20 protein-coding genes are annotated in these 26,570 nt (G+C 62.8%); 5 read left to right on the forward strand and 15 right to left on the reverse strand.

Translation table 11 applies throughout. The features are described 5' to 3' along the window. Positions 1 to 126: 126 nt before the first annotated feature. The 7 genes from AC4BCK_RS20780 to AC4BCK_RS20810 all read right to left on the reverse strand — a co-directional run bounded on the left by AC4BCK_RS20780 (position 127) and on the right by AC4BCK_RS20810 (position 9,852). Positions 127 to 1,809, reverse strand: coding sequence for an ABC-F family ATP-binding cassette domain-containing protein (locus AC4BCK_RS20780; protein ID WP_400634921.1), 1,683 nt, complete (start codon positions 1,807 to 1,809; stop codon positions 127 to 129). A gap of 89 nt (positions 1,810 to 1,898) precedes the next feature. Beyond that, a complete protein-coding gene (locus AC4BCK_RS20785; RefSeq protein ID WP_490566430.1) occupies positions 1,899 to 3,887 on the reverse strand; it encodes a penicillin-binding transpeptidase domain-containing protein in 1,989 nt (662 codons plus the stop codon). Positions 3,888 to 3,956: 69 nt separating this feature from the next. Next, positions 3,957 to 5,405 carry a phytoene desaturase family protein gene (locus AC4BCK_RS20790; RefSeq protein ID WP_400634918.1) on the reverse strand — a complete coding sequence of 483 codons (1,449 nt, stop codon included), beginning with the start codon at positions 5,403 to 5,405 and terminating at the stop codon, positions 3,957 to 3,959. Next, complete coding sequence (locus AC4BCK_RS20795) at positions 5,398 to 6,864, reverse strand: glycosyltransferase family 87 protein (RefSeq protein WP_490566431.1); 1,467 nt, start codon at positions 6,862 to 6,864, stop codon at positions 5,398 to 5,400. The genes AC4BCK_RS20790 and AC4BCK_RS20795 overlap by 8 nt, the downstream gene beginning before the upstream one ends. A 164-nt stretch (positions 6,865 to 7,028) precedes the next feature. Continuing rightward, positions 7,029 to 7,166: a hypothetical protein gene (locus AC4BCK_RS20800; protein ID WP_174178510.1), complete on the reverse strand. Its 138-nt coding sequence runs from the start codon at positions 7,164 to 7,166 to the stop codon at positions 7,029 to 7,031. A gap of 581 nt (positions 7,167 to 7,747) precedes the next feature. Beyond that, positions 7,748 to 8,332, reverse strand: a complete 585-nt coding sequence (locus AC4BCK_RS20805; protein ID WP_102976429.1) for a histidine phosphatase family protein — start codon at positions 8,330 to 8,332, stop codon at positions 7,748 to 7,750. Then, positions 8,329 to 9,852: a CCA tRNA nucleotidyltransferase gene (locus AC4BCK_RS20810; RefSeq protein ID WP_490566432.1), complete on the reverse strand. Its 1,524-nt coding sequence runs from the start codon at positions 9,850 to 9,852 to the stop codon at positions 8,329 to 8,331. Before AC4BCK_RS20810 ends, AC4BCK_RS20805 begins: the two co-directional genes overlap by 4 nt. A 207-nt stretch (positions 9,853 to 10,059) precedes the next feature. On the opposite strand from AC4BCK_RS20810, the gene AC4BCK_RS20815 reads away from it, so the two are divergent. From AC4BCK_RS20815 to trxA, 5 genes are all read left to right on the forward strand, one after another. Then, on the forward strand, positions 10,060 to 10,560 hold the full coding sequence (locus tag AC4BCK_RS20815) for an NUDIX hydrolase (RefSeq protein ID WP_104186702.1): 501 nt from the start codon (positions 10,060 to 10,062) through the stop codon (positions 10,558 to 10,560). A 71-nt stretch (positions 10,561 to 10,631) separates the two neighbouring features. Next, positions 10,632 to 12,821 carry a murein biosynthesis integral membrane protein MurJ gene (gene murJ / locus AC4BCK_RS20820; protein ID WP_364272311.1) on the forward strand — a complete coding sequence of 730 codons (2,190 nt, stop codon included), beginning with the start codon at positions 10,632 to 10,634 and terminating at the stop codon, positions 12,819 to 12,821. Between the two features lie 165 nt (positions 12,822 to 12,986). Then, entirely contained in the window at positions 12,987 to 14,564 is a 1,578-nt protein-coding gene (locus tag AC4BCK_RS20825; RefSeq protein ID WP_251421579.1) for a protein kinase family protein, read from the forward strand. Between the two features lie 255 nt (positions 14,565 to 14,819). Beyond that, positions 14,820 to 15,776 (forward strand): thioredoxin-disulfide reductase, encoded by a 957-nt coding sequence (gene trxB / locus AC4BCK_RS20830; protein ID WP_251421582.1) that lies wholly within the window; start codon positions 14,820 to 14,822, stop codon positions 15,774 to 15,776. Positions 15,777 to 15,811: 35 nt separating this feature from the next. Further along, entirely contained in the window at positions 15,812 to 16,138 is a 327-nt protein-coding gene (gene trxA, locus AC4BCK_RS20835; protein WP_174178520.1) for a thioredoxin, read from the forward strand. Positions 16,139 to 20,355: 4,217 nt separating this feature from the next. On the opposite strand, the gene AC4BCK_RS20840 is transcribed toward trxA, so the two are convergent. The 8 genes from AC4BCK_RS20840 to rpmH all read right to left on the reverse strand — a co-directional run bounded on the left by AC4BCK_RS20840 (position 20,356) and on the right by rpmH (position 26,102). Then, positions 20,356 to 21,678: a ParB/RepB/Spo0J family partition protein gene (locus tag AC4BCK_RS20840; RefSeq protein WP_490566433.1), complete on the reverse strand. Its 1,323-nt coding sequence runs from the start codon at positions 21,676 to 21,678 to the stop codon at positions 20,356 to 20,358. 63 nt (positions 21,679 to 21,741) lie between these two features. Beyond that, positions 21,742 to 22,809, reverse strand: coding sequence for a ParA family protein (locus AC4BCK_RS20845; RefSeq protein ID WP_285835577.1), 1,068 nt, complete (start codon positions 22,807 to 22,809; stop codon positions 21,742 to 21,744). Between the two features lie 89 nt (positions 22,810 to 22,898). Beyond that, on the reverse strand, positions 22,899 to 23,549 hold the full coding sequence (gene rsmG / locus AC4BCK_RS20850; protein ID WP_251421588.1) for a 16S rRNA (guanine(527)-N(7))-methyltransferase RsmG: 651 nt from the start codon (positions 23,547 to 23,549) through the stop codon (positions 22,899 to 22,901). A 21-nt stretch (positions 23,550 to 23,570) separates the two neighbouring features. After that, complete coding sequence (locus tag AC4BCK_RS20855; protein WP_174178526.1) at positions 23,571 to 24,137, reverse strand: Jag family protein; 567 nt, start codon at positions 24,135 to 24,137, stop codon at positions 23,571 to 23,573. Further along, positions 24,137 to 25,111 (reverse strand): membrane protein insertase YidC, encoded by a 975-nt coding sequence (gene yidC, locus AC4BCK_RS20860; protein ID WP_104186681.1) that lies wholly within the window; start codon positions 25,109 to 25,111, stop codon positions 24,137 to 24,139. Before yidC ends, AC4BCK_RS20855 begins: the two co-directional genes overlap by 1 nt. 15 nt (positions 25,112 to 25,126) lie before the next feature. Further along, the gene (gene yidD, locus AC4BCK_RS20865) at positions 25,127 to 25,522 is read right to left on the reverse strand and encodes a membrane protein insertion efficiency factor YidD (RefSeq protein ID WP_174178541.1); all 396 of its coding nucleotides are present in this window, start codon (positions 25,520 to 25,522) and stop codon (positions 25,127 to 25,129) included. Beyond that, a complete protein-coding gene (rnpA, locus tag AC4BCK_RS20870) occupies positions 25,515 to 25,925 on the reverse strand; it encodes a ribonuclease P protein component (RefSeq protein ID WP_174178543.1) in 411 nt (136 codons plus the stop codon). Before rnpA ends, yidD begins: the two co-directional genes overlap by 8 nt. 39 nt (positions 25,926 to 25,964) lie before the next feature. Beyond that, positions 25,965 to 26,102: a 50S ribosomal protein L34 gene (gene rpmH, locus AC4BCK_RS20875; protein ID WP_003800212.1), complete on the reverse strand. Its 138-nt coding sequence runs from the start codon at positions 26,100 to 26,102 to the stop codon at positions 25,965 to 25,967. Positions 26,103 to 26,570: the final 468 nt, after the last annotated feature.

The following is a 26,570-nucleotide window of genomic DNA, read 5'->3' on the forward strand; positions in this document are numbered from 1 at the left end:
ATACTAACAAATTTTGATCAATTGATCACGAGACGCTCTCTCACTTAATGCCGGACATCACCGATCCCTCTCTCACCGGTGAGAGAGGGATCGCCAAAAAGCTGCAGGGAGTGAGAGAGCGTTGGATCAGCGGACGCGCTCCACGCGCTTTTCGTCCCACACCGGCTCTGCGGATTCGTATACCTTGCCGTCGGATCCGAACACCAGGAAGCGGTCGAACGTGCGCGCGAACCAGCGGTCGTGGGTGACGGCGAGGACGGTTCCTTCGAAATGGTCGATGGCCTTCTCAAGTGCCTCGGCTGAGTGCAGGTCCAGGTTGTCCGTGGGCTCGTCGAGGAGCAGCAAGGTGGCGCCACTGAGCTGCAGCAGCAGGATCTGGAACCGTGCCTGCTGCCCGCCCGAGAGGGACTCGTACTTCTGCTCCGACTGCCCGGCCAGCCCGTAGCCGTCCAGCGCCCCGGCCGCGGCCTCCCGGCCGAGACCTGAACGGTGCTCATCGCCACGGTGCAGGATCTCCAGCAGCGTCTTGCCCAGGAGGTCGGGCCGGACGTAGGTCTGGGCAAAGAAACCGGGGCGAATCCTGGCGCCAAGTTTCACGGTGCCCTCGTGCGGCACTTCGGCGATCTCGACGTCGGACACGGGCAGGTGTTCCCGGTCCGGCTCGGTTCCGCCGGTAGCCAGCAGCCGGAGGAAGTGCGACTTGCCCGAGCCGTTGGAACCCAGCACACCAACGCGGTCCCCGAACCACACTTCCGTGGAAAAGGGCTTCATGAGTCCGGTGAGTTCCAGCTTCTCCGCCACGATGGCCCGCTTGGCGGTCCGCCCGCCCTTGAGGCGCATCTGCACGTTCTGCTCGATGGGCAGCGCTTCCGGCGGCCCGATCTCCAGGAACTTGGCCAGCCGGGTCTGGGCGGCGTGGTACCGGTTGGCCATGTCGGAGCGGAAGGCGGCCTTGTTCTTGTACATGTTGACGAGTTCCTTGAGCTTCACGTGCTCCTCGTCCCAGCGCTTCCGCAGTTCCTCGAAACGGGCATTGCGGTCTGCCCGGGCCTCCACGTACGAGCCAAATCCGCCGCCGTGGATCCACGCGCCGGCACCGTTGATGCCGGGTTCCAGCGTCACGATGCGCCCTGCGGCATTGTTCAGCAGCTCGCGGTCGTGGCTGATGAAGAAGACCGTTTTCCTGGACTCGTTCAGCTTGTCCTCAAGCCACCGCTTGCCCGGGACGTCAAGGTAGTTGTCCGGTTCGTCGAGCAGCAGGAGGTCGTCCGGCCCGGCAAAGAGCGCTTCGAGCACCAGGCGCTTCTGCTCGCCTCCGGAAAGGCTCGACGCCGGGCGGTGCTGCGCGCGGTCAAAGGGAAGTCCCAGCGCGGCCATGCACACCTCGTCCCAGACGGTCTCGACGTCGTAGCCGCCCGCATCTCCCCAATCAACGATCGCCTGGGCGTACCGCATCTGGCTTGGCTCGTCGTCGTACTCCACCATGGCAAGCTCGGCATCGTCCACCTCGCGGGCCGCAGCCGCCAGGGCAGGCGGGGCGGCGGACACCAGGAGGTCACGCACCGTGGAGCCGTCCCGGACCTGGCCTACGAACTGGCGCATGATGCCCATGTTCCCGGACCGCCCGATCACGCCTTCATCCGGCACCAGGTCCCCGGCGATGATGCGGAACAGGGTGGTCTTCCCGGTGCCGTTGGGGCCGATCAATGCGGTCTTGGTGCCGTCCGGGACCTTGAAGGTCACTCCGTTAAGCAGCTGGGTGCCGTCGGAGAGGAAATAGTCAATGCCGGAAACGTCAATATGGGCCACGTGTTCCATCTTCCCACGGCCATGGCAGAGAGTTTTTGTCCGGGCATGCAGGGTTGACCGGCCTGGAAGTCTGCCTATCCGGACAAAAACTAGCCGGCTGCGGTGAGGAACTCCTTCAGCAGCGGCCCGGACGTCGTTGCTCCCAGACCGCCGTCCTCCACGAACACGGCCACGGCCAGGTCCCCGTGGACAGCCACGATCCAGGCGTGCGTCTTCGGGGGAGTCTCTTTGCCGAATTCCGCCGTCCCGGTCTTCGCCCCCACGGGTGCACCGGGAACGCCGGCCAGGAAGCCTGCATGCCCAGAGGTGACCACGGCGCGCATCATGTCACCGAGCGAAGCGGCCTCGGCAGCAGTGATCGGCTCGCCCGACGCCGTCGACGGTGCTTCTGCCGTCGCGGTGGCGGAAGGCTGCGCCGCCGGTGCCGTGGAACCGCTCGTCGTGCCGGCAGCGGCAGCACCGCCGTCGGGATTCAGGACCAGTTGGGGCGACACCGGCGCGCCCTTGGCCACGGAGCCCGCCATCATGGCTGCCGCCAGGGGAGAAAGCAGCACCTTGCCCTGTCCGATCATGGAGGCGGCATGCTCCGTCCCTGCCGCCTCGCCGGGCACGGATCCGAGGAACGCGTCTGCGCCCAGCGACGGCGCTTCGACGGCGATCCCCATGGCCAGGGCGGCCGCCTCAAGCTGTCCTTGTGACACGGTATCCCGGGCAGCGATGAACGCCGTGTTGCAGGAATGCGCAAAGGCGTCACGCAGGGTGACCGAGCCCAGGGAGCCTTCGGGATAACCGTCGGCGTTCTTGAAAGTGCGCCCGTCCACCGTCAGCGTCGGCGTGCACTCAACCTTGGAATCAGGGGTCAACCCGTTGCGGAACATGGCCAGCGAGTCCACCATCTTGAAGATCGACCCCGGCGCGTACTGGCCCAGCATGGCCGTGTTGTAGCCGTTACTGCCGGGCCCCGATGCCACGGCCAGGACGGCACCGCTGGAGGGGCGGAGCGCCACGATCGCCGACGCCGGACCTACGTCCTCCAGGGTGGTCTCCGCGAGTGCCTGCAGCGTGGGGTCGATGGTTGTCTTCAGCGGTGTCCCGGGCTCAGGCGCCACTTCAAAGAGCACGCGCCGGGGGTCAGTTGCTGCGGACTGGATCTGTTCGCGGGTCAGGTCGGCGCGCTGCGCGCGGATTACGACGGCGTCCGTCCCCCTGAGCTGTTCGTCGTACTGCTGCTGCAACCCGCCGATGCCGGTGACATCACCCGCTGATAGCACGCCTTCCGAGGCTTCGATCTGCTCAGCAGTGGCTTCCCCGACGGTGCCGAGCACGGCGCGGGCGAAGGTCCGGCTGGGTGCCAGCGGCACCGAGGCGGGAATGGCACGGGCGCCGGGGATGGCTGCGATCTGCTCGTTGGTGATGGTGCGGCCCTCTTCCCGCAGGGTAATCGCGGACACAAAGGCTTCCGCGCCGGAGGCCTTTACCTGCTGGACGTAGCCGGCTGGGTCAACCCCAACCAGGGCAGCGAGCCTGGTGGCAGCGTCGGTGGGGTCGGCAGTGCCGAGCTGGGGCTTGTCGATGCCGACGTTCACCACGGGACGGTAGGTGACCAGGGGGACGTCCCCCGCCCCGAGGATATCCGCGCGCTGCGGGGACTGGGCGCCCTTGGTGAGGATCTCGCTGTCCGCGAGGCCGGGTGCCAGGGTTGCCGGGTCCCAGACCGTAAGCCATTTGTCCCCGGACTTCTTGAAGTTCGCCTGTACGGTGTATTTCCACTCTGCGTCGCCGAATTTCCAGGTGTAGTTCAAGGGCGCCGAGGCATTGTCACCGTCCAGGGTGATGTCGCCTGCTTCGACCGCGGGCTTCTGCGGGTCCAATGCCTTGAAGACGCCGCGCAGCTGGTCGTTGGCGGCAGCGGCGTCCTTGCCGTCGAAGGCCACCCCGGCCACATCGAGTCCTGAAACGGCTGTGGCAAATTGCTGTGCTGCGGTTTCTGCCCCGCTCCGGCCGTCGTCGCAGGCCACCAGCGAGGTTCCCAGTATGAACGCAGCTACGGCAACAGAAAGTTTTGTTGATTTCCCCATTCGGCCATTATGCCCCGCGAAATGCAGTGCGTCGGGCCATTCCTTGCGGTTTAAGGGCGCTGCCGGCTGCTATGCGCCGCCCAGGCCCAGCGACGGTACGGGCAGGTGGAATATGTCCTTGAGCGCATGGGTTGCCGCGTGCAGGCCGGGCATGCCGGTGACCCCGGGGCCGGGCGGCGTGGACGAGGAACAAAGGTAGACGCCGCGCAGGGGAGTGCGCCATGGGTGCCGGGATACGACGGGCCGCTGGACCAGGCCGCGGAGGTCCATGGTGCCGGCGCTGAAGTCCCCGCCGATGTAGTTCCGGTTGTACTCTGCCAGCTGCGCCGCCGTCACCACGTTGGTGTCCACCACGAGGTCCCTGAAACCGGGGGCAAACCTCTCCAGCTGCGCGGTGATGGCTTCCGACATGTCCTTGGTTGAACCGGCCGGCACGTGGCAGTAGGTCCACAGGGTGTGGCGGCCCGCGGGTGCGCGCCGTGGGTCGAACCGGGAAGGCTGGGCTACCAGGACGTAGGGCCGTTCGGGGTGCCGGCCGGCGCTGACCTCGTTCTCCGCGTGTGCCAGTTCCTCCCTGGTTCCGCCTACGTGGACGGTTCCGGCGTCAGCCAGTTCGGCCGCCTGCCACGGCACGGGGCCGGAGAGGATGAAGTCCACCTTGCACGAGCCGTTCCCGTAGCGGAAGGACTCCAGGGCTGTGCGGTAGCGGCCGGGAAGGGAGTCACCGGCCATGTCCACCAGTCCGCGCGGCGCGACATCAAGGAGCGTGGCCCGCGCCGGGGGAAGATCCGTTAACCGGTTGATGGGGGCGTTTGTGTGGAGGATGCCGCCATGCGACTCGATGTCCGTTGCCAGGGCGGCGGCGATGGCAGCAGAACCGCCCAGGGGAATGGGCCATCCTTCAGCGTGGCCCAGCGCCCCGAGCATCAGCCCTGCTCCGGACGCGGCCAGGGACGGAAGGCGGGACACGGCATGGGCCGCAACGCCGCTGAGGAGCGCAGGAGCTGCCTCCTCGCGGAACCTGGCATTCCAGAAGCCCGAACCTTGTTCCAGGGTCCGCAGGCCAAAAATGCCCGCGGCCACCGGGTTGCGGGGAAGGCGGAAGAGCTGGTTCTGCGTGAAGTCCATAACGTCGTCGATGTTCCGCACGATGGGGCCCATCAGCCGCCGGTACGCAGCGCCGTCCCGGCCGAGTCCCGCTGCGGTCCGGTCAAGCGACCGGTAGGCGAGGGCGGACCGTCCGCCGTCCAGCGGTGATCCGAAGGAGAGCTCAGGCGTGACAAGCTCCATCCGCCGGGAAAGCTCGAAGGCCCGGAAGAAAGGCGAGGCCAGGGCCATTGGATGAACGGCCGAGCAGACGTCGTGGAAGTGGCCCGGCTGCATGAGTTCTGCCGTACGGGTCCCGCCGCCGATCACGGGCGCGGCTTCGAAGACCTCCACGGCAAGCCCCGCCCGCGCCATGACGGCCGCGGCGGCCAGCCCGTTGGGTCCGGCTCCAACCACCGTAACGTCAGGCATCGGAGGCCTCCTCCTGCGGGAGCGCGGCAATGGTCCGGCGGCGCAGGTTCAGCCGGAACCTGTCCGGTGCCCCGTTGAACGGGCCGCCGTGGGGATCGTCCAGGTGGTGCCTGCGGATGGGATCGTACGTGGGGTCGTAGATGTCCCAGGTCACCCGCGCCATCAGATAGGTGACGGCCAGCATGTGCGCAGCCACGGCCAGGACGTAGTAGGGCATATCCAGGTTGTGCTGGGAGGATCCGGCGCTGGTCACCTGTCCAAGGTACATCCACACCGCAGCCCAGTGGAGGCCCTCGATGCCCTGCCAGACCAGGAAGTCGCGCCACCGCGGCCTGGCCAGCGCGAGGAGCGGGATCAGCCATACAACAAACTGCGGTGAATACACCTTGTTGGTCAGGATGAAGGCCGCCACAACCAGGAAGGCAAGCTGGGCAAGGCGGGGGCGGCGCGGTGCGGTCAGGGCAACAAGGGCAATGAGGGCGCAGCCCAGCACAAATAAACCGAGGGACAGCAGGTCCACGGCTGCACCGCTCAGTTCCTGTCCCCTCAATCTGCCCAGCACCAGGTTGTAGGCGAACCAGGGTGAGCTGTAGCCGGCGCCGCGGTCTGCCGAAAACTGGAAGAAGTAGGCCCAGCCCGGGAAATTGGCCACGGCAAAGGGGAGGTTGATAACAGCCCACGAGGCGGCCGCGGCCCCCGCAGTCTTGAGGAACGGCTGGAACCGTCCGGTCCGGAGGGCGAGCAGGAGGATGGCACCCAGAATGAGCAGCGGATACAGCTTGGCGGCCGTGGCAAGCCCGATAAAGACCCCCGCCAGCACCAGCCGCTCCCGGGAGAAGAAGTACATACCCACGGCAAGCAGCGCCACCGCCCAGAGATCCCAGTTGATGGTACCGGCCAGGATGATGCCCGGCGCCAAAGCCACCATGGCTGCATCCCAGGGCCGGCGGGCGCTCATCCGGGCGGTGGCCAGGACCGTGACCACCGCGGCCGCGGCCAGAAGCGCGGCATTGATGTCGAAGTAGGCCAGGATCCGGGCATCCGGGGCTCCAGAGCCGGGGACCAGCCAGGCCGTTATCCCGGCAATAAGGCCGGTCAGGACAGGGTATTCAAACTGGCTCCCCGTGCCCAGGATGGGAAAGTTGCCGTCTGCCAGTCCGCGGTTCCGGAACAGTTCGGGGAAGTCGGAATAGCAGGTGGCGTAGAACTGGGTGGGGGATTCCCATCCGTTGGCACGGCAGAATCCCTTCAGCAGGATGCCTGCCAGTGCCGCCAGCACGGTCAGCAGGATCAGTACCCGCTCCACCGTGAAGACACCAGGGGAAACAATACCCGGAGCGGATCGGGATCCAAGGGGGCCACCCACCAATTCCGTGAAGTTCCTCAGCAGGATATCGCTGCGGCTTGGAACAACGAGGCGCAGCCTTCCTCGATGCTCGGGCGGCTGGGTGTCCTCCATGGCTTCGAGCTTACCGCCGTGCCCGGAAGCCGGTTGGCGCCACGGGCGGCGGAGCCCACGCGTCGCCGCATGGGCTCCGGCCACAGGTTCTCTGGTGTTTCACGGTGCCTCCTGGCGAAGGTGCGTCTTTCGTGGCTGCCCTGGTCACCCGGGCGGCGCCTTCCCTAGCGGGTACCGCCGATCTGCTGGTGCATCAGGACAAAGACATCCTCGCGCTGCTTTTCCAGCAGGTCCTCGTTGAACTTCCTCCGGCTGCTGCGCCGTCCTTGGGCCGGCAGCAGGAGTTCTCGAAACTTTTTCATGGCCATCACCTCCTCTCCGTCCGGAGTTCGGCATGCATAAATGGGCACGGCAATTGAGCCCTTTTATGGTGTGTAAATCAGGGAATACGGCAGGGAATTATGGGCAGCACAAATATAATTACGCAGAAATTTGAACCGTTCTACCGCACCCCAGCACTAAAGCTGCATTACGCAGGAAAGAAGGGCAGAAGAATGCGAAAGGGAAAGTCCGTGGTCCCGCGGGAACGGTTTGGAAATGCTGCACCTGCACCAGGCCGGCGTCCTGCCGGACCGGGGCCCGCTGAGGGACGCTGCTGCCTGGGCTCCAGGCGGGAGTAGCGGCTAGGAGCCGGCGTAATCCCTAAAGGGGCGCGCAAAAGCATCAGGGGCCGGGGCAGCGGTGATGGTCATCTTCCATCCGCTAGTCAAAGTAATCATTTTCCCAACCTCCTTTTCTGCTCTGCCGCCGCACGGGCCTGGACCCGGCAGCGTGCGCCGCGATCCCGGCAGGACGCCCTGGGATCAGGAATAAAATTACACCACCGGCTGGACTATTGGCTACTTAATATCCAAAAATTGTCCAACTTATTTTGGAAACCTCTTTAGAGGCCCCATCGGACGATCGCAGGCGTCTTTTTATCCCACCCGAGAGTGCAGACTTTTGCGGTACCGAGAATGAAATGGCGGCCTTCGGTAGGCGGCAATTCCAGCCAGCGTGCGGTAAGGATCCTTGAGAAATGGCCGTGGGCCACAATCAGCACATTGTCCATGCCGGACTCGAGCACGCGCCCGATGATCTTGTCTGCCCTGGCCGCCACCTCGTCCAGCGTTTCGCCGTTGGGAACGCCGTGGGTCCAGATGAGGTAGTCCGGATTGTCCTTGCGGATCAGGTCGGAGCTGATCCCCTCGTAGTCGCCGTAGTTCCACTCAACCGCCAAAGGCTCGTGCTGGGCGTCGGGGAAGCCGGCAAGCTCGGCCGTACGTCGCGCACGCCTCAACGGCGAGGTGAGCACCAGGTCGAAGTCGACAGGATCCAGCACCTTCCGGGCCTCCACGGCCTGCTGTTCGCCCTCGACGGTCAGCGGAAGATCAGTGAGCCCGGTGTACTGGCCGCTCTTGGACCATTCCGTCTCGCCATGGCGAAGGATCCAGAGCTGGGGCCGGGGGGCAAGGGCAGGAATGGTCACTTGGACTCCTCAGAAGGGGACGGCTCGACGACGGCGGGCGACGTTCCAGCGTCGGGCGCCGAGGGTGCGGGAACGGCAGGTGCTGATTCCGGTTGCCCTGCCCACCAGCGGAGCAGCCGTGCTTCCGCTTCCTCCGCAGGCAGGGGACCGTTCTCCATCCGCTCATTGAGCAGGAATTTGTAGGCGCGCCCCACCACCGGACCGGGTTTGATGCCCAGCAGGGCCATGATCCGGGCGCCGTCAAGGTCAGGCCGCACGGCATCCAGCGATTCCTGCTCGCGGAGCGCGGCGATGCGGGCTTCGAGGTCATCGTAGGCGAAGGCCAGGCGTTCGGCTTTCCGCTGGTTGCGGGTGGTGACGTCCGAGCGGGTGAGCCGGTGCAGCCGTTCCAGCAGCGGCCCGGCATCGGTCACGTAGCGGCGCACTGCGGAGTCGCTCCAGCCGGCGTCCCCGTAGCCGTAGAAGCGCATATGGAGCTCCACGAGGCGGGCCACGGCCTTGGTGGTGTCGTTGTCGAAACGGAGCGCCTTCATCCGTTTGGAGGTGAGTTTCGCCCCAACCATGTCGTGGTGCCGGAAGCTCACGGCGCCGCCCGGTTCAAAGCGGCGCGTTGCCGGCTTCCCGACGTCGTGCATTAATGCTGCGAAGCGGAGCACAAAGTCCGGCCCTGGCACCGCGCCCTCACTGTCCGTCTCCAGCTCCGCTGCCTGTTCCAGGACCTGGAGGGAGTGCTGGTAGACGTCCTTGTGCCGGTGGTGCTCGTCCGATTCCAGCCGCAGCGCCGAAACCTCGGGCAGCACGAACTCGGCGAGCCCCGTGTCCACCAGCAGGTCCACGCCGACGCGCGGGCGGGCGCCGCAGATGAGCTTGACCAGTTCGTCCCGCACCCGTTCGGCGGAAATGATGGTGATCCGTTCGGCCATCTGCGTCATGGCCTGCCGGACGTCCTCGTGGACGGAAACCCCAAGCTGGGCGGCGAAGCGTGCCGCGCGCATCATCCGCAGCGGATCATCCGAGAAGGACGCTTCCGGCGCCCCGGGAGTGGCCAGCACGGACGCATGGAGGTCGCGTACGCCGCCGAAAGGATCCACCAGTTCCAGGGAGGGCAGCTTCAGGGCCATGGCGTTTATGGTGAAGTCCCGCCGGAGCAGGTCATCAGTCAGGGACGACCCGAAGGCCACTACTGGCTTGCGGGAATCGGGATCGTACGCCTCCGCCCGGTAGGTGGTGATTTCGATCTGGAAGCCTGCCTTGCGCATGCCGATGGTTCCGAAGGCGCGGCCGATCTCCCAGTAGTTGTCCGCCCACTTCTTGATGAGGGCAACCGTCTGGTCCGGGGTGGCATCCGTGGTGAAGTCCAGGTCCGGGGAGCTCCGGCCCAGGAAAAGGTCACGCACAGGCCCGCCCACCAGTGACAGCTCGTGGCCGGCGTCCACGAAGCGCCGGCCGAGCTCCAGGACCACCGGGTCCACCTGGAAATCGACGGTCTGGGAATCAGTCTTGTGATGTGCGTGAGCCATAGTTACTTAAGCTTGTCAGAAACCAGCGCGTCGGCAGGCCAAAATACGGTCAAGATCGTGCGGAATCACTCCGCCGCCGGCAAAGTGCGTCATATGCAGTCCATGTTGGTGTCATGTTCCGGTCATCACGAACGGGCAACAGTCGTTAGAGTGGACTCCATGGCCCATCCAGTACCGAGCGCTCCAGGCAGGAGGACAAACGCACCATTGCCGTCGGCAATCGGTGCGCACGTTGCCCCTGCCCAGCATGCGGCACCGGCATCGCTGCCCACGGTTGAGGAAGTCTCTGCCGGCGGCGTTGTAGTGGACACGTCCGACGCCGAGTTGAGGGTTGCGATCATTGCCCGCCTTAACCGCGGCGGACGTTTGGAGTGGTGCCTTCCCAAGGGCCATCCGGAAGGCAAGGAAAACAACGAGCAGGCAGCCGTCCGGGAAATTGCCGAGGAAACCGGCATCGAGGGGGACATCCTCGCGCCACTCGGGAGCATCGACTACTGGTTTACGGTCAGCGGCCACCGGGTCCACAAGACGGTCCACCATTACCTCCTGCGGGCAACGGGCGGCGAACTGACCATCGAGAACGATCCGGACCAGGAAGCCGTGGACGTGGCATGGGTTCCCATCCAGGAGTTGGCCCGGAAGCTGTCCTTCCCCAATGAACGCCGGATTGCCGACCTCGCCCGCGAGGTCCTGCCGGAGCACCTCTAGGACTCTGGATTCCCGGGCGCAGGGCGCCTGCGTTGCGGCTTTAACTGCCTTCGGGTGAGACGATGAAGTCGATGTCAGCTACCAACTTTCCTTCCGATAAAGCCGGCCGGCCCGGCGATGCCGTCCCGGACGGCGTTCCCCCCGAGCCGGCGGGCCCGGACACCACCCCTGGCGCCGTGGCTGCCAGTGAAACCCGGTCCAGTGCCATCATGGCCGCCGGGACGCTCGTGTCCCGGTTCCTGGGCTTTGGCAAGACCTGGATGCTGGGCACGGCCCTTGGCCTGGGCTCCACCGTCAACGACACCTTCATCAACGCGAACAACCTGCCTAACCTGATCTTCCTGCTCGTGGCGGGTGGGGTGTTCAATGCTGTCCTGGTTCCGCAGATCATCAAGGCAAGCAAGGCTCCGGACAGGGGAGCGGACTACATCAGCCGGCTGCTGACGCTGGCTGTGCTGCTCCTGCTGGGCCTGACGGCGCTGGTGACGCTGGCGGCACCCTGGGTCATTGAGCTCACGACGCAGGGATATACCCCGCAGCAGAAAGCGCTGGCCGTGGCCTTTGCTTTCTGGTGCCTGCCGCAGATCTTCTTCTACGGCCTCTACGCCCTCCTGACGCAGGTCCTGAACGCCAACGGAGCCTTTGGGCCCGCCATGTGGGCACCCATCCTTAACAACCTGGTGGCCATTGCCGGCCTGGGGATGTTCATCTGGATTTTCGGCGCCAACGAGGTGAATCCGCACACCCTGGACAACTGGGGCGACACGCAAACCCTCCTGGTGGCCGGGTTCTCCACCATCGGCGTGGTCTCCCAAACAGCCATCCTGATGATCCCCGTGATGCGACTCAAGCTGGGGATCCGGCCGCGTTTCGGATGGCGGGGGGTGGGACTGGGCCAGGCAGCCAGGCTGAGCGTCTGGACCCTGCTGACCGCCGCCGTCGGCCAGCTCGCCTTCCTGTATGTCATGCGCATTGCCACCATTCCCGGCGCCGAACGCATCCGGCTGCAGCAGGCGGGGGACCCCGCTGCCTATATGCTGCCAGGAAACGCCGTGCTGGAGGTGGCCAGCCAGCTGTACCTGCTGCCGCACTCCATCATTGCCCTGTCCCTGGCCACGGTGCTGTTCAACCGGATGACGCGGGCCTCCCAGGACGGCAACCGCGACGAGCTGCGCGATGCCCTCTCGCACGGCCTGCGGACCATGGCGGTGGCAACCGTGTTCGGTGCTCTGGCGCTGTTTGCCCTGGCAGGTCCCTTGGGCATGTTCTTCTCGGGCGGGCTCCGCCAGGACGGCGTGATGCTGGCCCAGACGCTCACCATCCTGGCGCTGAGCACGCCGTTCATGAGCGCCAACTTCATGATGTCCCGGGTGTTTTACGCAAACGAGGACGCCAGGACACCCTTCTACGTCCAGCTGCTCCTGGCCGTTGTCTACGTGGCCGGGGCGTTCGCCATCCAATTCCTGCCCGTCACGCAGATCATCTACGCCATCGCGGTCCTCTACATGGTGGGCAACATCCTCTCCGTGGTCATCAGCGCCTGGTTCCTGCGGCGCCTCCTGGGTCACCTGGACGGGCCACGAATCGCCAACTCCTACATCCGCATGGGGTACGCAGCGCTTGGTTCGGCCATCGCCGGAGCCGGTGCCCTGTGGCTCCTGGGAAGCTACAGTCCGGACGGCTTTGCCTGGCGCGACAGGCTGACAGCCCTGATCACCGTCGTCGTGGTGGGTCCCATCATGCTGGTGGCCTACTTCTTCCTCCTCAAGTTGTTCCGGGTTTCCGAACTGCGCGACCTGCTCCGTCCCCTCCTCGGCCGGCTGGGGCGCGGCGGACCTGCCGCACCTCCGGCTGGAGGCGGGACCCCGCCGTCGGACTCTTCCCCCGGTTCCGGCCCAGATTCGCCGTCTGGTTCACCGTCCGGTTCGCCCTCCGGTGGACGCCAGCACCCGGAACGTGCCACCACATCCGTGGACACAGGCCTCATCCCAAGGATTTCCGGTGAGTTCGACGCCGTCTCCTTCAGGGCCGGGCCGGCCCCGGAACAGGAGGCGCCCGGGCGGGGGGTGCGGGGGAAGGAACCGCTCGACGGCGATGGCCCTCCAACGTCCGACGGCGACTACCTCCCCGGGGAGGACCAGCCCAGCACGGCACGGGGTGGCTTCCTGCGGGAGCAGATCCCCCTTCCAGGGCGCCGCACCTTCCAGGGGAAGCCCGGCGAGAACCCCCATTTCAAGCCGAGGAAACCCCGGAAAAAGTGACGTTCCCGCGGTTTCCGGCTGCCGTCGTCCAAGGTGGAAGGGACGCAATCGGCTAGGATCGGAAGGGTACAGGGGTAGTTGCATCCAGGGGTCAGGCGCCCGCCGGCTCCTGGACGGTGGTTGCATCATTCAAGCCGGCAATCCCGGACAGTCTAGGAGGAACACGTGTCCAACCCGATCGATGTCGGATCAGTACTGGGCGGCCGCTATAAGGTCACTGCCACGGTATTGGCCTCGCACGACCACGATCTGGTGCTGGACGGTGTGGATCAGGTCCTGAACCGTCCCGTCAGCATACTGGTGGCCGGACCCGGCAACACCGAACAGGTTGCCCAGAGTGCCCGCGAAGTAGCCACCGGGGAACGTCCCGGCACCGTCCAGGTCCTGGACCTCGGCATGAGCGAGGCAGCCACCTACCTCATCACCAACCACACCTCCGCAGCGGATCTGCTGGACCTGGTGGTGGCCTCCAACCCACCCTACGTGGAACCGTTTTTCACAGACACCCTGGGAAGCGAAATCTTTGGCCAGCCACGGTCGAACGAGCCGGAACCCTACGACGATGAAGACCATGTGGAAGCCGGCTACATCAACTACGCGGACAACCACCCCAGCCAGGTGGATCCCTACCGGGCAGCACCGGCCGTTCCGCCGAAACCGCCGGTCCGTCCTGCTGCCGCGCCTTCCGCTGGACGCCCGTCCAACGGGGCCTCCGCTGGTGGCGGGGCAACAGCATCCGGTGGAGCCCTTGCTGCGGGAGGAACCGCAGCTGCGGCCGCTGCCGCCGGCTCCGGAACCGACCGTTCTGCACGCCCGGAGGAGGAGCACCAGACCGCCCACACGCCGGCAGCAGGCCACACTCAAGGATCTCCCGGCTCACCTGCGGGTAAGCCCAAGGTTTCCCTGTGGTCCGATGACGATTACGCGCACGCTGAAGAGCATGCCCCGGTGGAATCGCCGGTCGACGACGAACCAGAGGCCAAGAAGAAAAAATCCTCCGTTTTCGCACGGTCGGCCGCGCCCGCAGCTGCCGCCGGCGCAGCCGTCCCCGATCAGGGCGGTTATGACGACGACGACCGTGACGAACCTGCCCGCGAGCCCCGCTCCATGCGCTGGCTGGTGGGTGGACTGCTGGCCGTGGTGCTCATTGCCGGCCTGGTATTTGCCGTCACCAACCTGGGCAGCCTGTTCTCCTCACAGCCCCAGGCAGTGCCCACGGCACCCGGGACAAACGGCAACGCTCCCGAAGCCACCTCCGCTCCGACGCAGGAACCCACAACGGCACCGCCGGCAGCGCCACCAGCCATCGAGAGCATCACCAGGCAGGGCAACTTCGACTTTGCCGCCACCTTTGATGGCGACCTCGTCAGGGCGTACGACGGCAACGCCGCGAGCTTCTGGTCAGACATGGAGTTCGCCACGGAGAACTGGGGCGGATTGGCACCCCAGGGCGTGCCCCTGGTAGTGAAGCTCGAGAACCCGGCCCGGGTCTCCTCCATTACCCTTTCGCAGCTTGGTGGCTCCGGTGGCAACATCACCGTCTACACCAACGACCGTCCTGCACTGGATGGGGCTAAAGCGGTAGGGACCAACAGCTTCACCTCAACCGACCTGACCATGCCATTGGCGGAGCCGGTGGAGGCCGAGTATGTGATCGTCTCCATCAACTCCCTGCCGCGGCTGGCTGCTCCCAAAACCCGCTACGGATTCGGCATCCGGCTCGCGGAGATCAAGGTCCAGTAAACAGGCTCCTCCGGGCTGCAGCTTTCGTACCGGCTCTGGCCGTCATCAGCGCGGAAATCTGGACAAACCCTGCAGCAGGCGGCGTGCCCCTGCCGGGACGGTAACCTTGAAAGAGCGCCTATGGTGACGGCGGCCTGCCGTGTACCGGTGGTCCACCATGTCCTGGCGCCGGAATAATCAGCAACACGCAGCAGTTGTGCCATGTGGCCGGCCTCCACGAGGGGCGCGTCAACCAAGGAAGAGGTTCACCGTTCAGTGACCATCGCAGAAAACACCGCGTCCGATGTACGTGATGTCATCATTGTCGGTTCAGGCCCGGCCGGTTACACGGCAGCTGTCTACACAGCACGTGCCAACCTGAAGCCGCTGATGCTTGCCGGCTCCGTCACTGCCGGCGGCGAACTCATGAACACCACAGACGTTGAGAACTATCCGGGCTTTCCGGAAGGGATCATGGGTCCAGACCTGATGGAGAACTTCGAGAAGCAGGCTGTCCGTTTTGGCACGGAGATCCAGTTCGAGGACGTTACAAGCCTTGAGCTTGAAGGGCCGGTAAAGACGGTCACCATCGCGACCGGTGAGAGCTTCAAGGCGAAGGCCGTCATCCTTTCCACCGGATCTGCCTACCGCGAATTGGGCCTGCCGAACGAAAAGCGTCTCTCCGGACACGGCGTTAGCTGGTGTGCAACCTGCGATGGTTTCTTTTTCAAAGATCAGGACATTGCCGTGATCGGCGGTGGCGACTCCGCCATGGAGGAGGCCCTGTTCCTCACCAAGTTTGCCAGGACGGTCACGGTTGTGCACCGCCGGGACTCCCTCAAGGCTTCCAAGATCATGGCTGACCGTGCCCTGGCCCACGAGAAGATCAGCTTTGTCTGGAACAGCACTGTGGACGACGTCATCGGCGAGGACAAGGTCACCGGGCTGAAGATCAAGAACCTACTTGACGGCAGTATTTCGGATCTCGCAGTAACAGGCGTGTTCGTTGCGATTGGCAACGACCCGAGGACCGAGTTGGTCAAGGACATCCTGGACCTTACTCCTGAGGGCACCATCGCCGTCGAAGGACGCAGCTCGAGAACCAGCATTCCCGGAGTGTTTGCAGCCGGTGACGTGGTGGACCCCACCTACCGCCAGGCGATCACCGCTTCCGGCTCCGGCTGTGTAGCGGCAATTGATGTTGAGCACTACCTCGCAGACTTGCCCGCGTAATTACCGCCACGATACCCGAAGAGAGAGATCAGGTTATGAGCAACGCAAAAGACGTAACAGACGCAAGCTTCAGCACGGACGTATTGTCCTCCGACAAGCCGGTAATCGTTGATTTCTGGGCTGAATGGTGCGGCCCCTGCCGCAAGCTCGGTCCCATCCTGGATGAGATCTCGGTCGAGTACAGCGAAAAGGTGGATGTCGTAAAGGTGAACGTGGACGATAACCCCGCCATCGCCGCAGAATACGGTATTACGTCGATCCCGGCCGTGTACCTCTTCCAGGGTGGGGAAGTGAAGAACACGGTCATCGGTGCCAAGCCGAAGCAGTTCTTCGAAAAAGAGTTTGCGGACGTCCTGTCCTGAGCGTGCACCGGCTCGGATGAGTCGAGCTTGAAAAAGTGGCCACTGCATATGCGGTGGCCACTTTTTTGGTGTACGCGCGGCCTGGAAATCAATTTCTGCTCGTACTGTCCGTTTATCGTTGAGCAAAGATACCCACCTGTAGACCGGGCGGCTGGAGTAGTAGGCTCGTTTCACGTGAAACGCTTGCCTGCCCGGAGTCGCCTCCGTACCGCCAAAAGGCATGGGAGTCGAGAATACCTGGCCGAGGGCGTCCAATAGGGGCTCCAAAGTGCCACTATCTAGCTAGCCGGGACCGAAGACGTGCATCAGAAGCTATTTCAGCCAGGCGGCGTCTGCACGTTATCGTTTGAGTGCTCCAATCAATGAACAAGGACGCTCCACCGACCGTTTCAGCAATCTTAATGCTCCTAGATCTGAGGCAGAGTGCCAAACTAGCGCCAGGGGGAAGCGCCGCGGCGGGTGGAACTCTCAGAACGCGTGTCCCTACAGGGCACGTTGGAGGACGGTTCGAACATTCTGATGCAGACGCCTCAGGGGTTGACGGTGTACCGGGCGGGGGGGTGCAGTGCCGGCACAGTGACCGAACCGTTTCACGTGAAACACACGAGGATCACTGAGTTTTACGCGTACATGCTCCCACGTGGGGCGGTTTCACGTGAAACATGGAGCAACGTTTACCCCCTGCATCATAGCCCCTAAATCTTCCGCTCCAAAGGCTATCCTGCACCCAGAATCACGTACTGAGCGAACTCTCCGCCGCAGGTTTCGCCCCTGAGCTCCCGTTGATAATGGCGGCCTGGCAAAACTCCCATCCGGCCCGGATTGGGTCTCCACCATGCGGCTTCTCGCAGTCTGGGCCGGCCCAGCGTAGCGGGCTGAGTTCACGATCTTCTAAAACAAGCTCAAGTCCGGCGACAACCGCGCGCGGAGCGTCGCAGAAGACGGTGGTCAGTCACGACACTCGTAGCAGTGGCAGAAACGCAGCAAGCCAACCAGAGTTGTGTCTTGGTTACCCATTACGGTCACTCTCCCGGTGTAGATGCGGCAGTGAGCATGTTCCTGGATTGATCCAGTGAACGAATCCCCGCCCGACGAATGTTGCGCCCGAACGATATCGTGCCCACCAGATCTCCCGCACTGCCCGGCTTCGGAAGGTCGGTGCACCCGAAGACCTATGAGAACGGCATACCTGCGTTCGCAGGCAAGTAAACTATCCAAACGGCTAATTGTCAGAACATACTGATCACACGTTTGCGGAAGCGGGCGGTGACGCCTATGAGCCGACGACCAGGCTTGATGGCACCCTAATCTTGACCACGAGCCCTCCATCGACAACTACAATCCAAAGCTGGTCGCAAATGATGAGTACCCGGACGCCGTTTCACGTGAAACATGCGCGGTTGCGTGGGCCATGCGGTTGTTAGGGCCTTATGTTGTACCGAAAACGGGAGGTGGAGATATCCACACTGTTGTCCAGACAATAACGCGGCCAATCGCGCATTGAACTGGGCGATACGCCAGCACTCGGAGACATAGCGTGGACTGTAGCGCGGTACCTCACGCACGCTCATGCCCTCAGACCCTTCCAGGCCGGTTCCTCTGCGCCAAGTCCAACATTGAGCACAGAACATCAGGTAGTGAATTAGTGGTACTGACTCGCTCGCCTTCCACCGACAAGGGCCGCCAGAACGAAGTCACTGGCCGCAGAGCCATGGCAAAAAGACTGAGGTTCTCCAGTTATTGGCGCTAAGGCGGAAAGTACAAGGACTGATCCATGCTTCGGCTGATATCCGACGACGTGATATAGGTTGGCTGCTTCCTGAATCGACAAGACGGGTCTGTGTCCAGCTAGTCCAAGGACCAATAATGTGCCGGACAAAGGGGAAGAATTAGGTATCCAGGAGAGATCGCAGGGGCGCAGACTGCTGCTGGATATCCACAATCTTTTCCACAGCCGAAGAACTCAATATTCACAGGGATATCCACAGGCTTGGAAGGGCCACGCCAGCTCTGCCGCGGCTTGGATGCTCGCGGTCCATTCTCGATGCAGCGTATAGTCTCATGCCTTAGCGTCCGACCACCTCGGTGATGGCTCATTGAAATGCCTTCAAGGGCCTACCAATCTGCACGAAAGTGCAGTATTTAAGCTGATTCCAAATCAGTGTGATGTGCGGCTCGTTGCGGCCTCACCATGTTTCACGTGAAACACGGAGGCAAGCGGGCCTGCCGTATCTCAAGAGGTGCCTACAGGAAGGACTTACCGACTACTCGGGTCGGTGTTCTGCGGGCGCGGGGAGCCGGTCTTCCCGTACGATCATCCACAAAGTTATCCACAGCGTTTTCCACGGCCCATCGCTGCCCGGTCTGAGCGGGCTCACTCATAGCTCACCACGCCCATTTGACCAATCGTGTTGGCATTCAGCCCTACCCAACAGACACGAACAAGCATTGACCGTCAAGGGGCGGCGTATGGCGCCAATATGGAGGCAATCATTTTGCGACCAGGGCCATGAGCCGCAGACCACGGGGGAGTACGTCGACGGTATGCGCGTGAACCACGCGCACACCGTCGGCTGGCAGACTCCACGTGGGTCGTGGCGTTGCACCTGCCGATGGACAGGCTTCAGACAATTCTCCCTAATCAGTTCGTTCGGCATATGTGCACCTCCGACGCTCTGATCGCTGGTACACGCCACATCCGCGGACATGAGATCGTGGAGATTAGCGGTGAGGCTCGTTCAGGTTCGGGTTACATTCAAGGCTGATCATCGTCATGGAGGTCGTGAGGTATACGACCTGTCGTTCTGCGGGTGAAGATGCCTGCCCGATCATGCCCAGGTGAAAACGTCGGCCCATGTCTGTGTCATTATGACTGCTCAGTCGCAGCTGGACGTCTCTGGCGGTCGGCGGTCGTATTTTTGGTCCCAGTCGCAGGAGCCGGCCCGGAATACGCCGCATTTTCAGTCCTTCGGCCCCAGCACTAGGTGGTGCTCACTGTTTCACGTGAAACGCATGGAACGGGATTCAAAGGCCCATGCTCGCATTTGATTGTTCTTCTGCATGCAACGGCCCGTGTTGGCAGGCCGTTGTGGTTCTGGGTATCGGCTTGCACGGGCTCGTCATGCAAAGGGGTAGCTGGCCCTTCACGGCCCTATATCAGGCCAACAGGGACCTCCTCTGGGGCACTGGAGCCAGGGGAGACGGATCCGCGCTTGATCACGCGCTTATCTACAACATTGACGTCCTGACGGGCCGCCTGCAACTCCCGCCAGTGCTGCCGGAGCTGGTCCCAAGCCCCTCAAGTCCGAGGCATTACACAAAGTGCCTGAATGATGCGAAGGGCTCTTTCTCTCTTAGGCCAGACTTGGCACCGCTGATGCCAAATGCGGCAGTAGCGGAAATGACGACGATCACGGACGTGCAAAGAAGAGCGTGCAGAAATTGAGAGCACCGAACTGATCAGCAGCCCGCTGACGTGCAGCGTTGACAAACCTGTTTCACGTGAAACGTAAAGGACATACGGCCTTCCTTGGATCTCGTATAGGTGTGGGGTTCGAGTACCTCTCATTGCCCACACCTACCCAGGCTCAGAGCCCTGTTTCTAAGGGTTTCTTTGGGCGCAATTCGGGCCGTATCGCCTGCTGAACCTACGAGATGGAAATTTGGACTGCGTCGCTCTACTTCCAGCGGGACTTGCATCGAGAACAAGAAGGCGACTCCAGGGAAAAAGCCACGTACTTTCTGTGCGCCTAGACTCAACGAAGACCAGCCGACTCGAAAGGACCAAATCCTCCGGCCCGCCGTTTCACGTGAAACGTTACTGTCCCGTGCAGAGAACTTCAGCTTAAGAATAGAACTTGAGTGGGTGGGCATTCCGAGGTCTGATTCCAGTAAACTGAACTGGCCGTTGAGCCCGAATGGGCGGACCAGTCAGCACCAGATGTCCGAGACTTCAGGATAGCCCCCAGCCGCATGTCTCTCAGCCGTAGAACCTAGTGGCGGGACGGAGGCACAACCAAATCCTCGCAAGGCCGTGACACCGTATCAGCAGCTCTGTACAGCTTCCCATGCCCCTCGAGTCGATCCACAAGACTCGATGGTGGGTCATAAGTTTGGGATTTGACGATCTTCTACCCTTATCGGGTCTCACGGGAAAGGCCCCGGATACACGTAGGGCCCGATTCGGAGTGAATCGGGCCCTACTGAAAATCATCCTGCTAGCCGGACTGACCCGGAGCCAGGACCTCCATAATGCGATTGAGGTCTTCGACGCTCGCGAATTCAATGCTTACTTTGCCCTTACGGACACCAAGGGAGATCTTGACATTCGTATCAAGCCGGTCCGAAAGCGACGACGCCAAGTAGTCGAGGCGCTCATGTCGGGCCCCTGGACGGGGGATGTTGTTCTTCGCCGGCTTTGCCGGATCCTGGTACAGCGTCACGGCTTCTTCGGTGGCACGAACCGACATACCCTCCGCAACAATCTTCTGGGCCAGTCGCTCCATCGCCGCGGCGTCAGGAAGCGCCAGGAGGGCGCGGGCGTGGCCAGCTGAAAGGACGCCGGCTGCCACCCGGCGCTGTACCAGCGGGGGCAGTTTGAGGAGACGCAGGGTGTTCGAGACCTGGGGGCGGGATCTTCCGATGCGGTCAGCCAGTTGCTCATGGGTAGTTCCAAAGTCCTCCAGGAGCTGCTGGTAGGCGGCAGCTTCTTCCAGGGGGTTTAGCTGGCTGCGGTGCAGGTTTTCGAGCAGTGCATCCCGAAGCAGATCGTCATCAGTGGTGTCACGGACGATCGCGGGGATAGTTTCGAGGCCAGCGGCCTGTACTGCCCTCCACCGGCGTTCACCCATAACGAGCTCAAACGGTTCGCTACCATCTTCAGTTGACTTCCGAACCACAATTGGCTGGAGCACGCCGATTTCGCGTACCGAGTGGACGAGCTCCGCCATGTCGTCTTCATCGAAGACAGAGCGGGGCTGTTTGCGGTTGGGGTGGATGTCGCCGACTGGAATCTCGGCAAACCGCACTCCCGGTACCTCGACCAGGTCCACGCCGTCATCATCCCACCCACGGGATTCCGATCGACCGCTGGACGTAGCCGCGGACGCCGCGGCTTCAGGCATGCCGGTCGTCGGCTCCTGGCCGGTGTCAGCGGCATCGTCTGTTGTGACGGCCGAGGTGGCCGCGGCCTCCGTTTTTGCCTTCGCTGAAGTGCTGGGCCCGGCTGCCGGGGTTCCATCAGCTGTTCCCTTCCCTGCAGCGGACTTCCCTGCAACGGACTTCGCCGGCGTGGATTTAGCCGGGGAGGATGTGGATGAAGAGGACCGGAAGGACTTAGCCGCCGCAGGCTTGTCCGCTGCGGGCTTCGACGATGGGGCCTCAACGGCCTCCTCTGAAGGTTCCGTCTTCTTGCGTCCCTCAGGGAAGAAGAGATCTACCGGACGCGAGACGGTTGTGGCGGTACCCGACCCGTTGGCGGCGGCGGAACTTGGAATCAGCGCACCCAGACCGCGGCCCAGGCCGCGTCGTTTCTCGCTCATTGGTAATCCCTCCAGTGGTAGAGCCAGGCGTTGCCAGGCTCCAGTCGTTGCAGTTTGAAGATCTTAGCGCTCTGCTATTTCAGCAGCGGCTTCCAGGTAAGACAGGGCTCCACTGGAGGAAGGGTCGTACGTCATGACCGTCTGCTGGTAGCTCGGTGCTTCCGAGATGCGCACCGATCGTGGAACCACAGCAGAGAGGACCTGATCCGGGAAGTGCTGGCGTACCTCGGCCGCAACCTGGGCTGCGAGGTTGGTACGGCCGTCGTACATGGTCAAAAGGATCGTCGACACCACCAGGTCAGCATTCAGGTGCTTCTGGATCATCTCGATGTTCTTGAGCAGCTGGCTCAGTCCCTCGAGTGCGTAGTACTCGCACTGGATCGGGATGAGTACTTCGTTGGCTGCGCAGAAAGCGTTGACGGTCAGCAGCCCAAGGCTCGGCGGGCAATCAATGAAGATGTAGTCGAGCCGCTGCTCGCCGTTCTTTTCACGGGTCTTGGCATAGACGTCAATGGCGCGGCGGAGCCGCTGTTCACGTGCCACGAGGGAGACCAGCTCAATCTCCGCGCCTGCCAGGTGGATGGTTGCGGGCGCGCAGATCAGGTTCCCGATGTCAGGGCACGGTGCCACCACGTCCGCGAGGGGTACGTCGTTGATCAGGACGTCGTAGATGCTGTCCACGTCCGCGTGATGTTCGATTCCCAAGGCGGTGGAAGCGTTGCCTTGAGGGTCAATGTCGATGACCAGGACATTGAGTCCAGCCGCCGCCAGTGCCGCGGCAATGTTCACCGTGGTGGTGGTCTTTCCCACGCCACCCTTTTGGTTGGAAACCGTAAAGACGCGTGTGTTCTCGGGCCGCGGCAGCTGGCGGCCTACCAGCCGTTCACGGCGCTTGGTTTCATGCGCCAGCTCTCGGGCAATGGGGCTGGAATCGTCGATTGCATCAATAACGTTGGATCTACCGCCAGCGGTTGTTTCACGTGAAACGGCTGCTGATTTCGCGGCGTTCGAAACCCGTTCCGGGTGGATTCCGCCCCTGCCCGGGGTCGCGACAGGACCAGCGACAGAACGTGCTGACCCCAAAGACACAAACGGGGGGATCCGTTGTGTGGAGGCTTCACTACTGGTCACTGGGGCACACTCACTCTCGTTCAGCCAAATTTGCTGCCGTTGTCTAGCCTAACTGCTGGACCCGCCAGAGTTAGGCCACCGGGCCCGAACTAGGCCTTCTTTTGGGACTTGTTTACAACGATGCGAACCACGGTGGTGGGTTCCTCCAAGAGGTGCTCACCAACCGTGAGAACGGACGTTTCGACGCCCCCAAGCTTACGGATCGTCTTCGCGGCTTTCTCGATCTCCTCGGCGGCGCTGCGGCCCTTGATGGCCACCACTTCGCCCTTGCCCGCAAGAAGCGGGATGGTCAGGCCAGCAAGGTTGCTGAGGGCCGAAACAGCCCTGGCCGTCACCACATCCGCCTCGACGTGCCCCACGGCCAGTTCGGCCCGGGTCCGCATCACGGTGACGTTGTCCAGGCCCAGGTCGTCAACAACTTCCTGGAGCCAAATCACCCTGCGTTCCAGCGGCTCGATGAGGGTCAGCTCCAGGTCCGGCCGGGCAATTGCCAGGCACAGCCCGGGCAGGCCTGCACCGCTGCCGACGTCAGCAACGTGGCTCCCCTCGGGGATCTCACTCTCAATGACGGCGCAGTTAAGGACGTGCCGGCTCCAGAGGCGGGGGATCTCCCGCGGCCCGATGAGGCCGCGCTCCGTGCCGGAGGTCGCCAGGTGTTCAACATAGCGTTTAGCCAGGTCCAACCGGTCGCCGAAGATCTTCTCCGCGGCCGAAAGCTCAGCTGGCGTAATGTCAACCATGGTTAGCGGATCAGCCATTCTCTACTCGGCGGATACAACGATGTGGCGTCCGGCGCCTTCGCCCTCGGACTCACTGACCAGTCCCAGGTCGGCAACGGCATCGTGGACGATTTTCCGCTCGTAGGCGCTCATCGGTTCCAGCGCCACCGGCTGGCCGCTTTCCTTCACTGAAGCTGCGGCGTCCTCGGCAACCTTCTGCAGGTGGCCGGTACGCTCCTGCCGGTAACCGTTGATATCCAGTACCAGCCGTGAGCGGTTCTCCGTCGCGGACAGCACAGAAAGCCGCGTCAGTTCCTGAAGGGCTTCAAGGACTTCGCCGTCCTCACCCACCAGGCTGTCCAGGGCGTCAGACTCTTCCTCGGTCACGATGGAAATGTAGGTGCGTCCGTTGCGGACCTCGATGTCGATGTCACCATCGATGTCGGCAATGTCCAGCAGCTCCTCGAGGTAGTCCGCAGCCACGTCCCCCTCTTCCTCCAGGCGGCTGGCTGAGGAGGCCTTGGGCAGGGAAGCTTCCCCGTTCTCGGAGACGTCCTGATCGTCGATGATCTCCTCGGACAGGGCGTGTTCGGTGCTCTCGGCAGACATTACTTCTTCTTCCTGTTCTTGCGTTGTGGCTGGATACGCTGGCCCTTTGCCTGGGCTACGGCCGCGGCGGCAGCAGCGGCGTCGGCTGCCTCATCCTTCTTGCCGCCCAGGATGGGGAGGGCCGGAAGGCCCTTGGCAGCCCGGCGCTCGGCGAGGGCCTTTGCAGCGGGGGATCCCGGCGTCGGCATGCGGCGGATCACGAAGAACTGCTGTCCCATGGTCCACAGGTTGGTGGTGGTCCAGTAGATGAGGACACCGATCGGGAAGTTGATGCCGCCAACACCGAAGACAATCGGCAGGATGTAAAGCATCATCTTCTGCTGGCGCATGAACGGGCTGGCCATGGCTTCTTCGGACATGTTCTTGGCCATGATCTGCTTCTGCGTAATGAACTGCGAGGCAGTCATGGCGAGGATCATGATGATGGAGAGGATCCAGACGGCGGTCAGGTTCCCTTCACCGCCGTGCAGAAGGGACGCGGAAAGCGTGGCCCCGAAGATGGTGGAGTCGTCAAACTGTTCCACCTGGCCGTGGCTCATCGCACCAATGCCCTCGCCGCGGTCCCTCGCCGTCGAAATGCCGGACAGCACGGTGAACAGCGCGAAGAAGAACGGCATCTGGATCAGCATGGGAAGGCAGGCCGAGAAGGGGTTGGTCCCGTGCTTCTTGTACATGGCCATCTGTTCCTGCGCCATTGCCTGGCGGGACAGTTGGTCGGTCTTGCCCTTGTACTTGTCCTGGAGTTTCTTGAGGTCGGGCTGCAGCAGCTGCATGCCGCGCTGGGCCTTGATCTGCTTGACGAACACGGGAATCAGGGCGGCACGGATCACCAGCACCAGGCCGATGATGGACAGCGTCCACGTCCAGCCGGAAGCTTCCGGCAGCCCAATGGCAGTCAGTCCCTCATGGAATCCCACCATGATGATGGACACAAGCCATTTGAACGGAAACATGATTGTTTCAAAGAAGTCCATACTTATCCCTATTCGTCAGGCCGCACTGCGGCCTTCTCCATCAGTCCGAGCAGCCAGGTACTTGTCCGGGTTGTTCAGCACAACAATTGTGGGGGTCTGGTGCTCAGGCCATTCCCGATGGCCGGCGGGGACGTGGTCCACACCGCCGGCGTTCCATGGATGGCAGCGGCCAAGGCGCCGGACAGCGAGCCAGCTTCCCTTGACGGCGCCATGGACAGTGACAGCTTCGAGCGCATAGGCCGAGCAGGAGGGAAAGAACCGGCACACCTGGCCGTACAAGGGGGAAATCACCTTGCGGTAGGCCTTGAGAAGAAGAATGAGAATATTCCGGGGCAGGTTCCACAGGAACAGCCCCACGGCTGCAGCACCACGTTGGAGGGAAGTAACGACGACGGCGGTGGCGTTACGCACGCGGTGTCCCCTCCTGTGTTGTACCGGCCGAATCCTTGGCAGCAGCCCTTGCAGGGCGGCCGGCCAGCCGGACCATCGTCGATTCCAATGCGGCATTGTAATCCGACAGCAGCTGGTCCCAGCTGGCAGTTGCGGACGCAGGAAGCGCCCGGACCACTATGGCAAACCCGGTACCGTGCTCGCGCAGCGAGGCAGCACCTGCTTCTCTCAGTCTCCTCTTAACGAGGTTCCTGACCACAGCGTTCCCTACACTCTTGGAAACGATGAACCCGATGCGGCTGGGTTCGTCAGCAGCAATGGCTGCCGTATATAACACTACGTTCCGGCGTCCATTGCGGACACCGGAACGTACAGTTGTTGAAAAATCGGATGCAGTCCTCAAACGGTTACGGGTGGCCAGCACCTTAAACTCGCAAAGAAATGTCTACCGACGAATCAGTATTTAGGCCGACAGCTCGGTGCGACCCTTGCCACGACGGGCTGCCAGGATGGCACGGCCGGCACGGGTACGCATACGAAGGCGGAAGCCGTGCTTCTTGGCTCGACGGCGGTTATTCGGCTGAAAAGTCCGCTTGCTCACGTTAGTTACTCCAGTGGATCAAAGGTGCGCCCACCCGATCAGTAATGGGGAAGAACTGGCCGACGCTAAGTTTTGTATATGCACGCTTCCCCCGGCTGCCCAAGCGCACTGCGCCTGGGAGATTCAGATGGGGCCAAAAAGCGGACACAAAGGACTTCACAACGTTAGGGCAATTTAAGCCCCCGAGTCAAACCGGAACCCCTTCTGGCCGCTATCCCCAGCTGTGCCTAACCTGCCCCCGGAGCCTGTGGATGAAGTGGCTCACAGCCCCCTTTTCCGAACCACACCGGTGTAATTATCCACAAGCTACTTGCCAGCTATCTTCTAGGCTTTTCATCCCCTAGAGTGGCCCAGTAGCCGATTATCCACGGACTGTGCATAACCCTGTGGATGAAGCTGAATCCATCCTGGTTCATGACTTGCGGCTGCAGGCAATGCAGGCAAAGCAAGTTTTGAGGGAACCGATTG

This window comes from Pseudarthrobacter sp. As-47, from assembly GCF_058215595.1.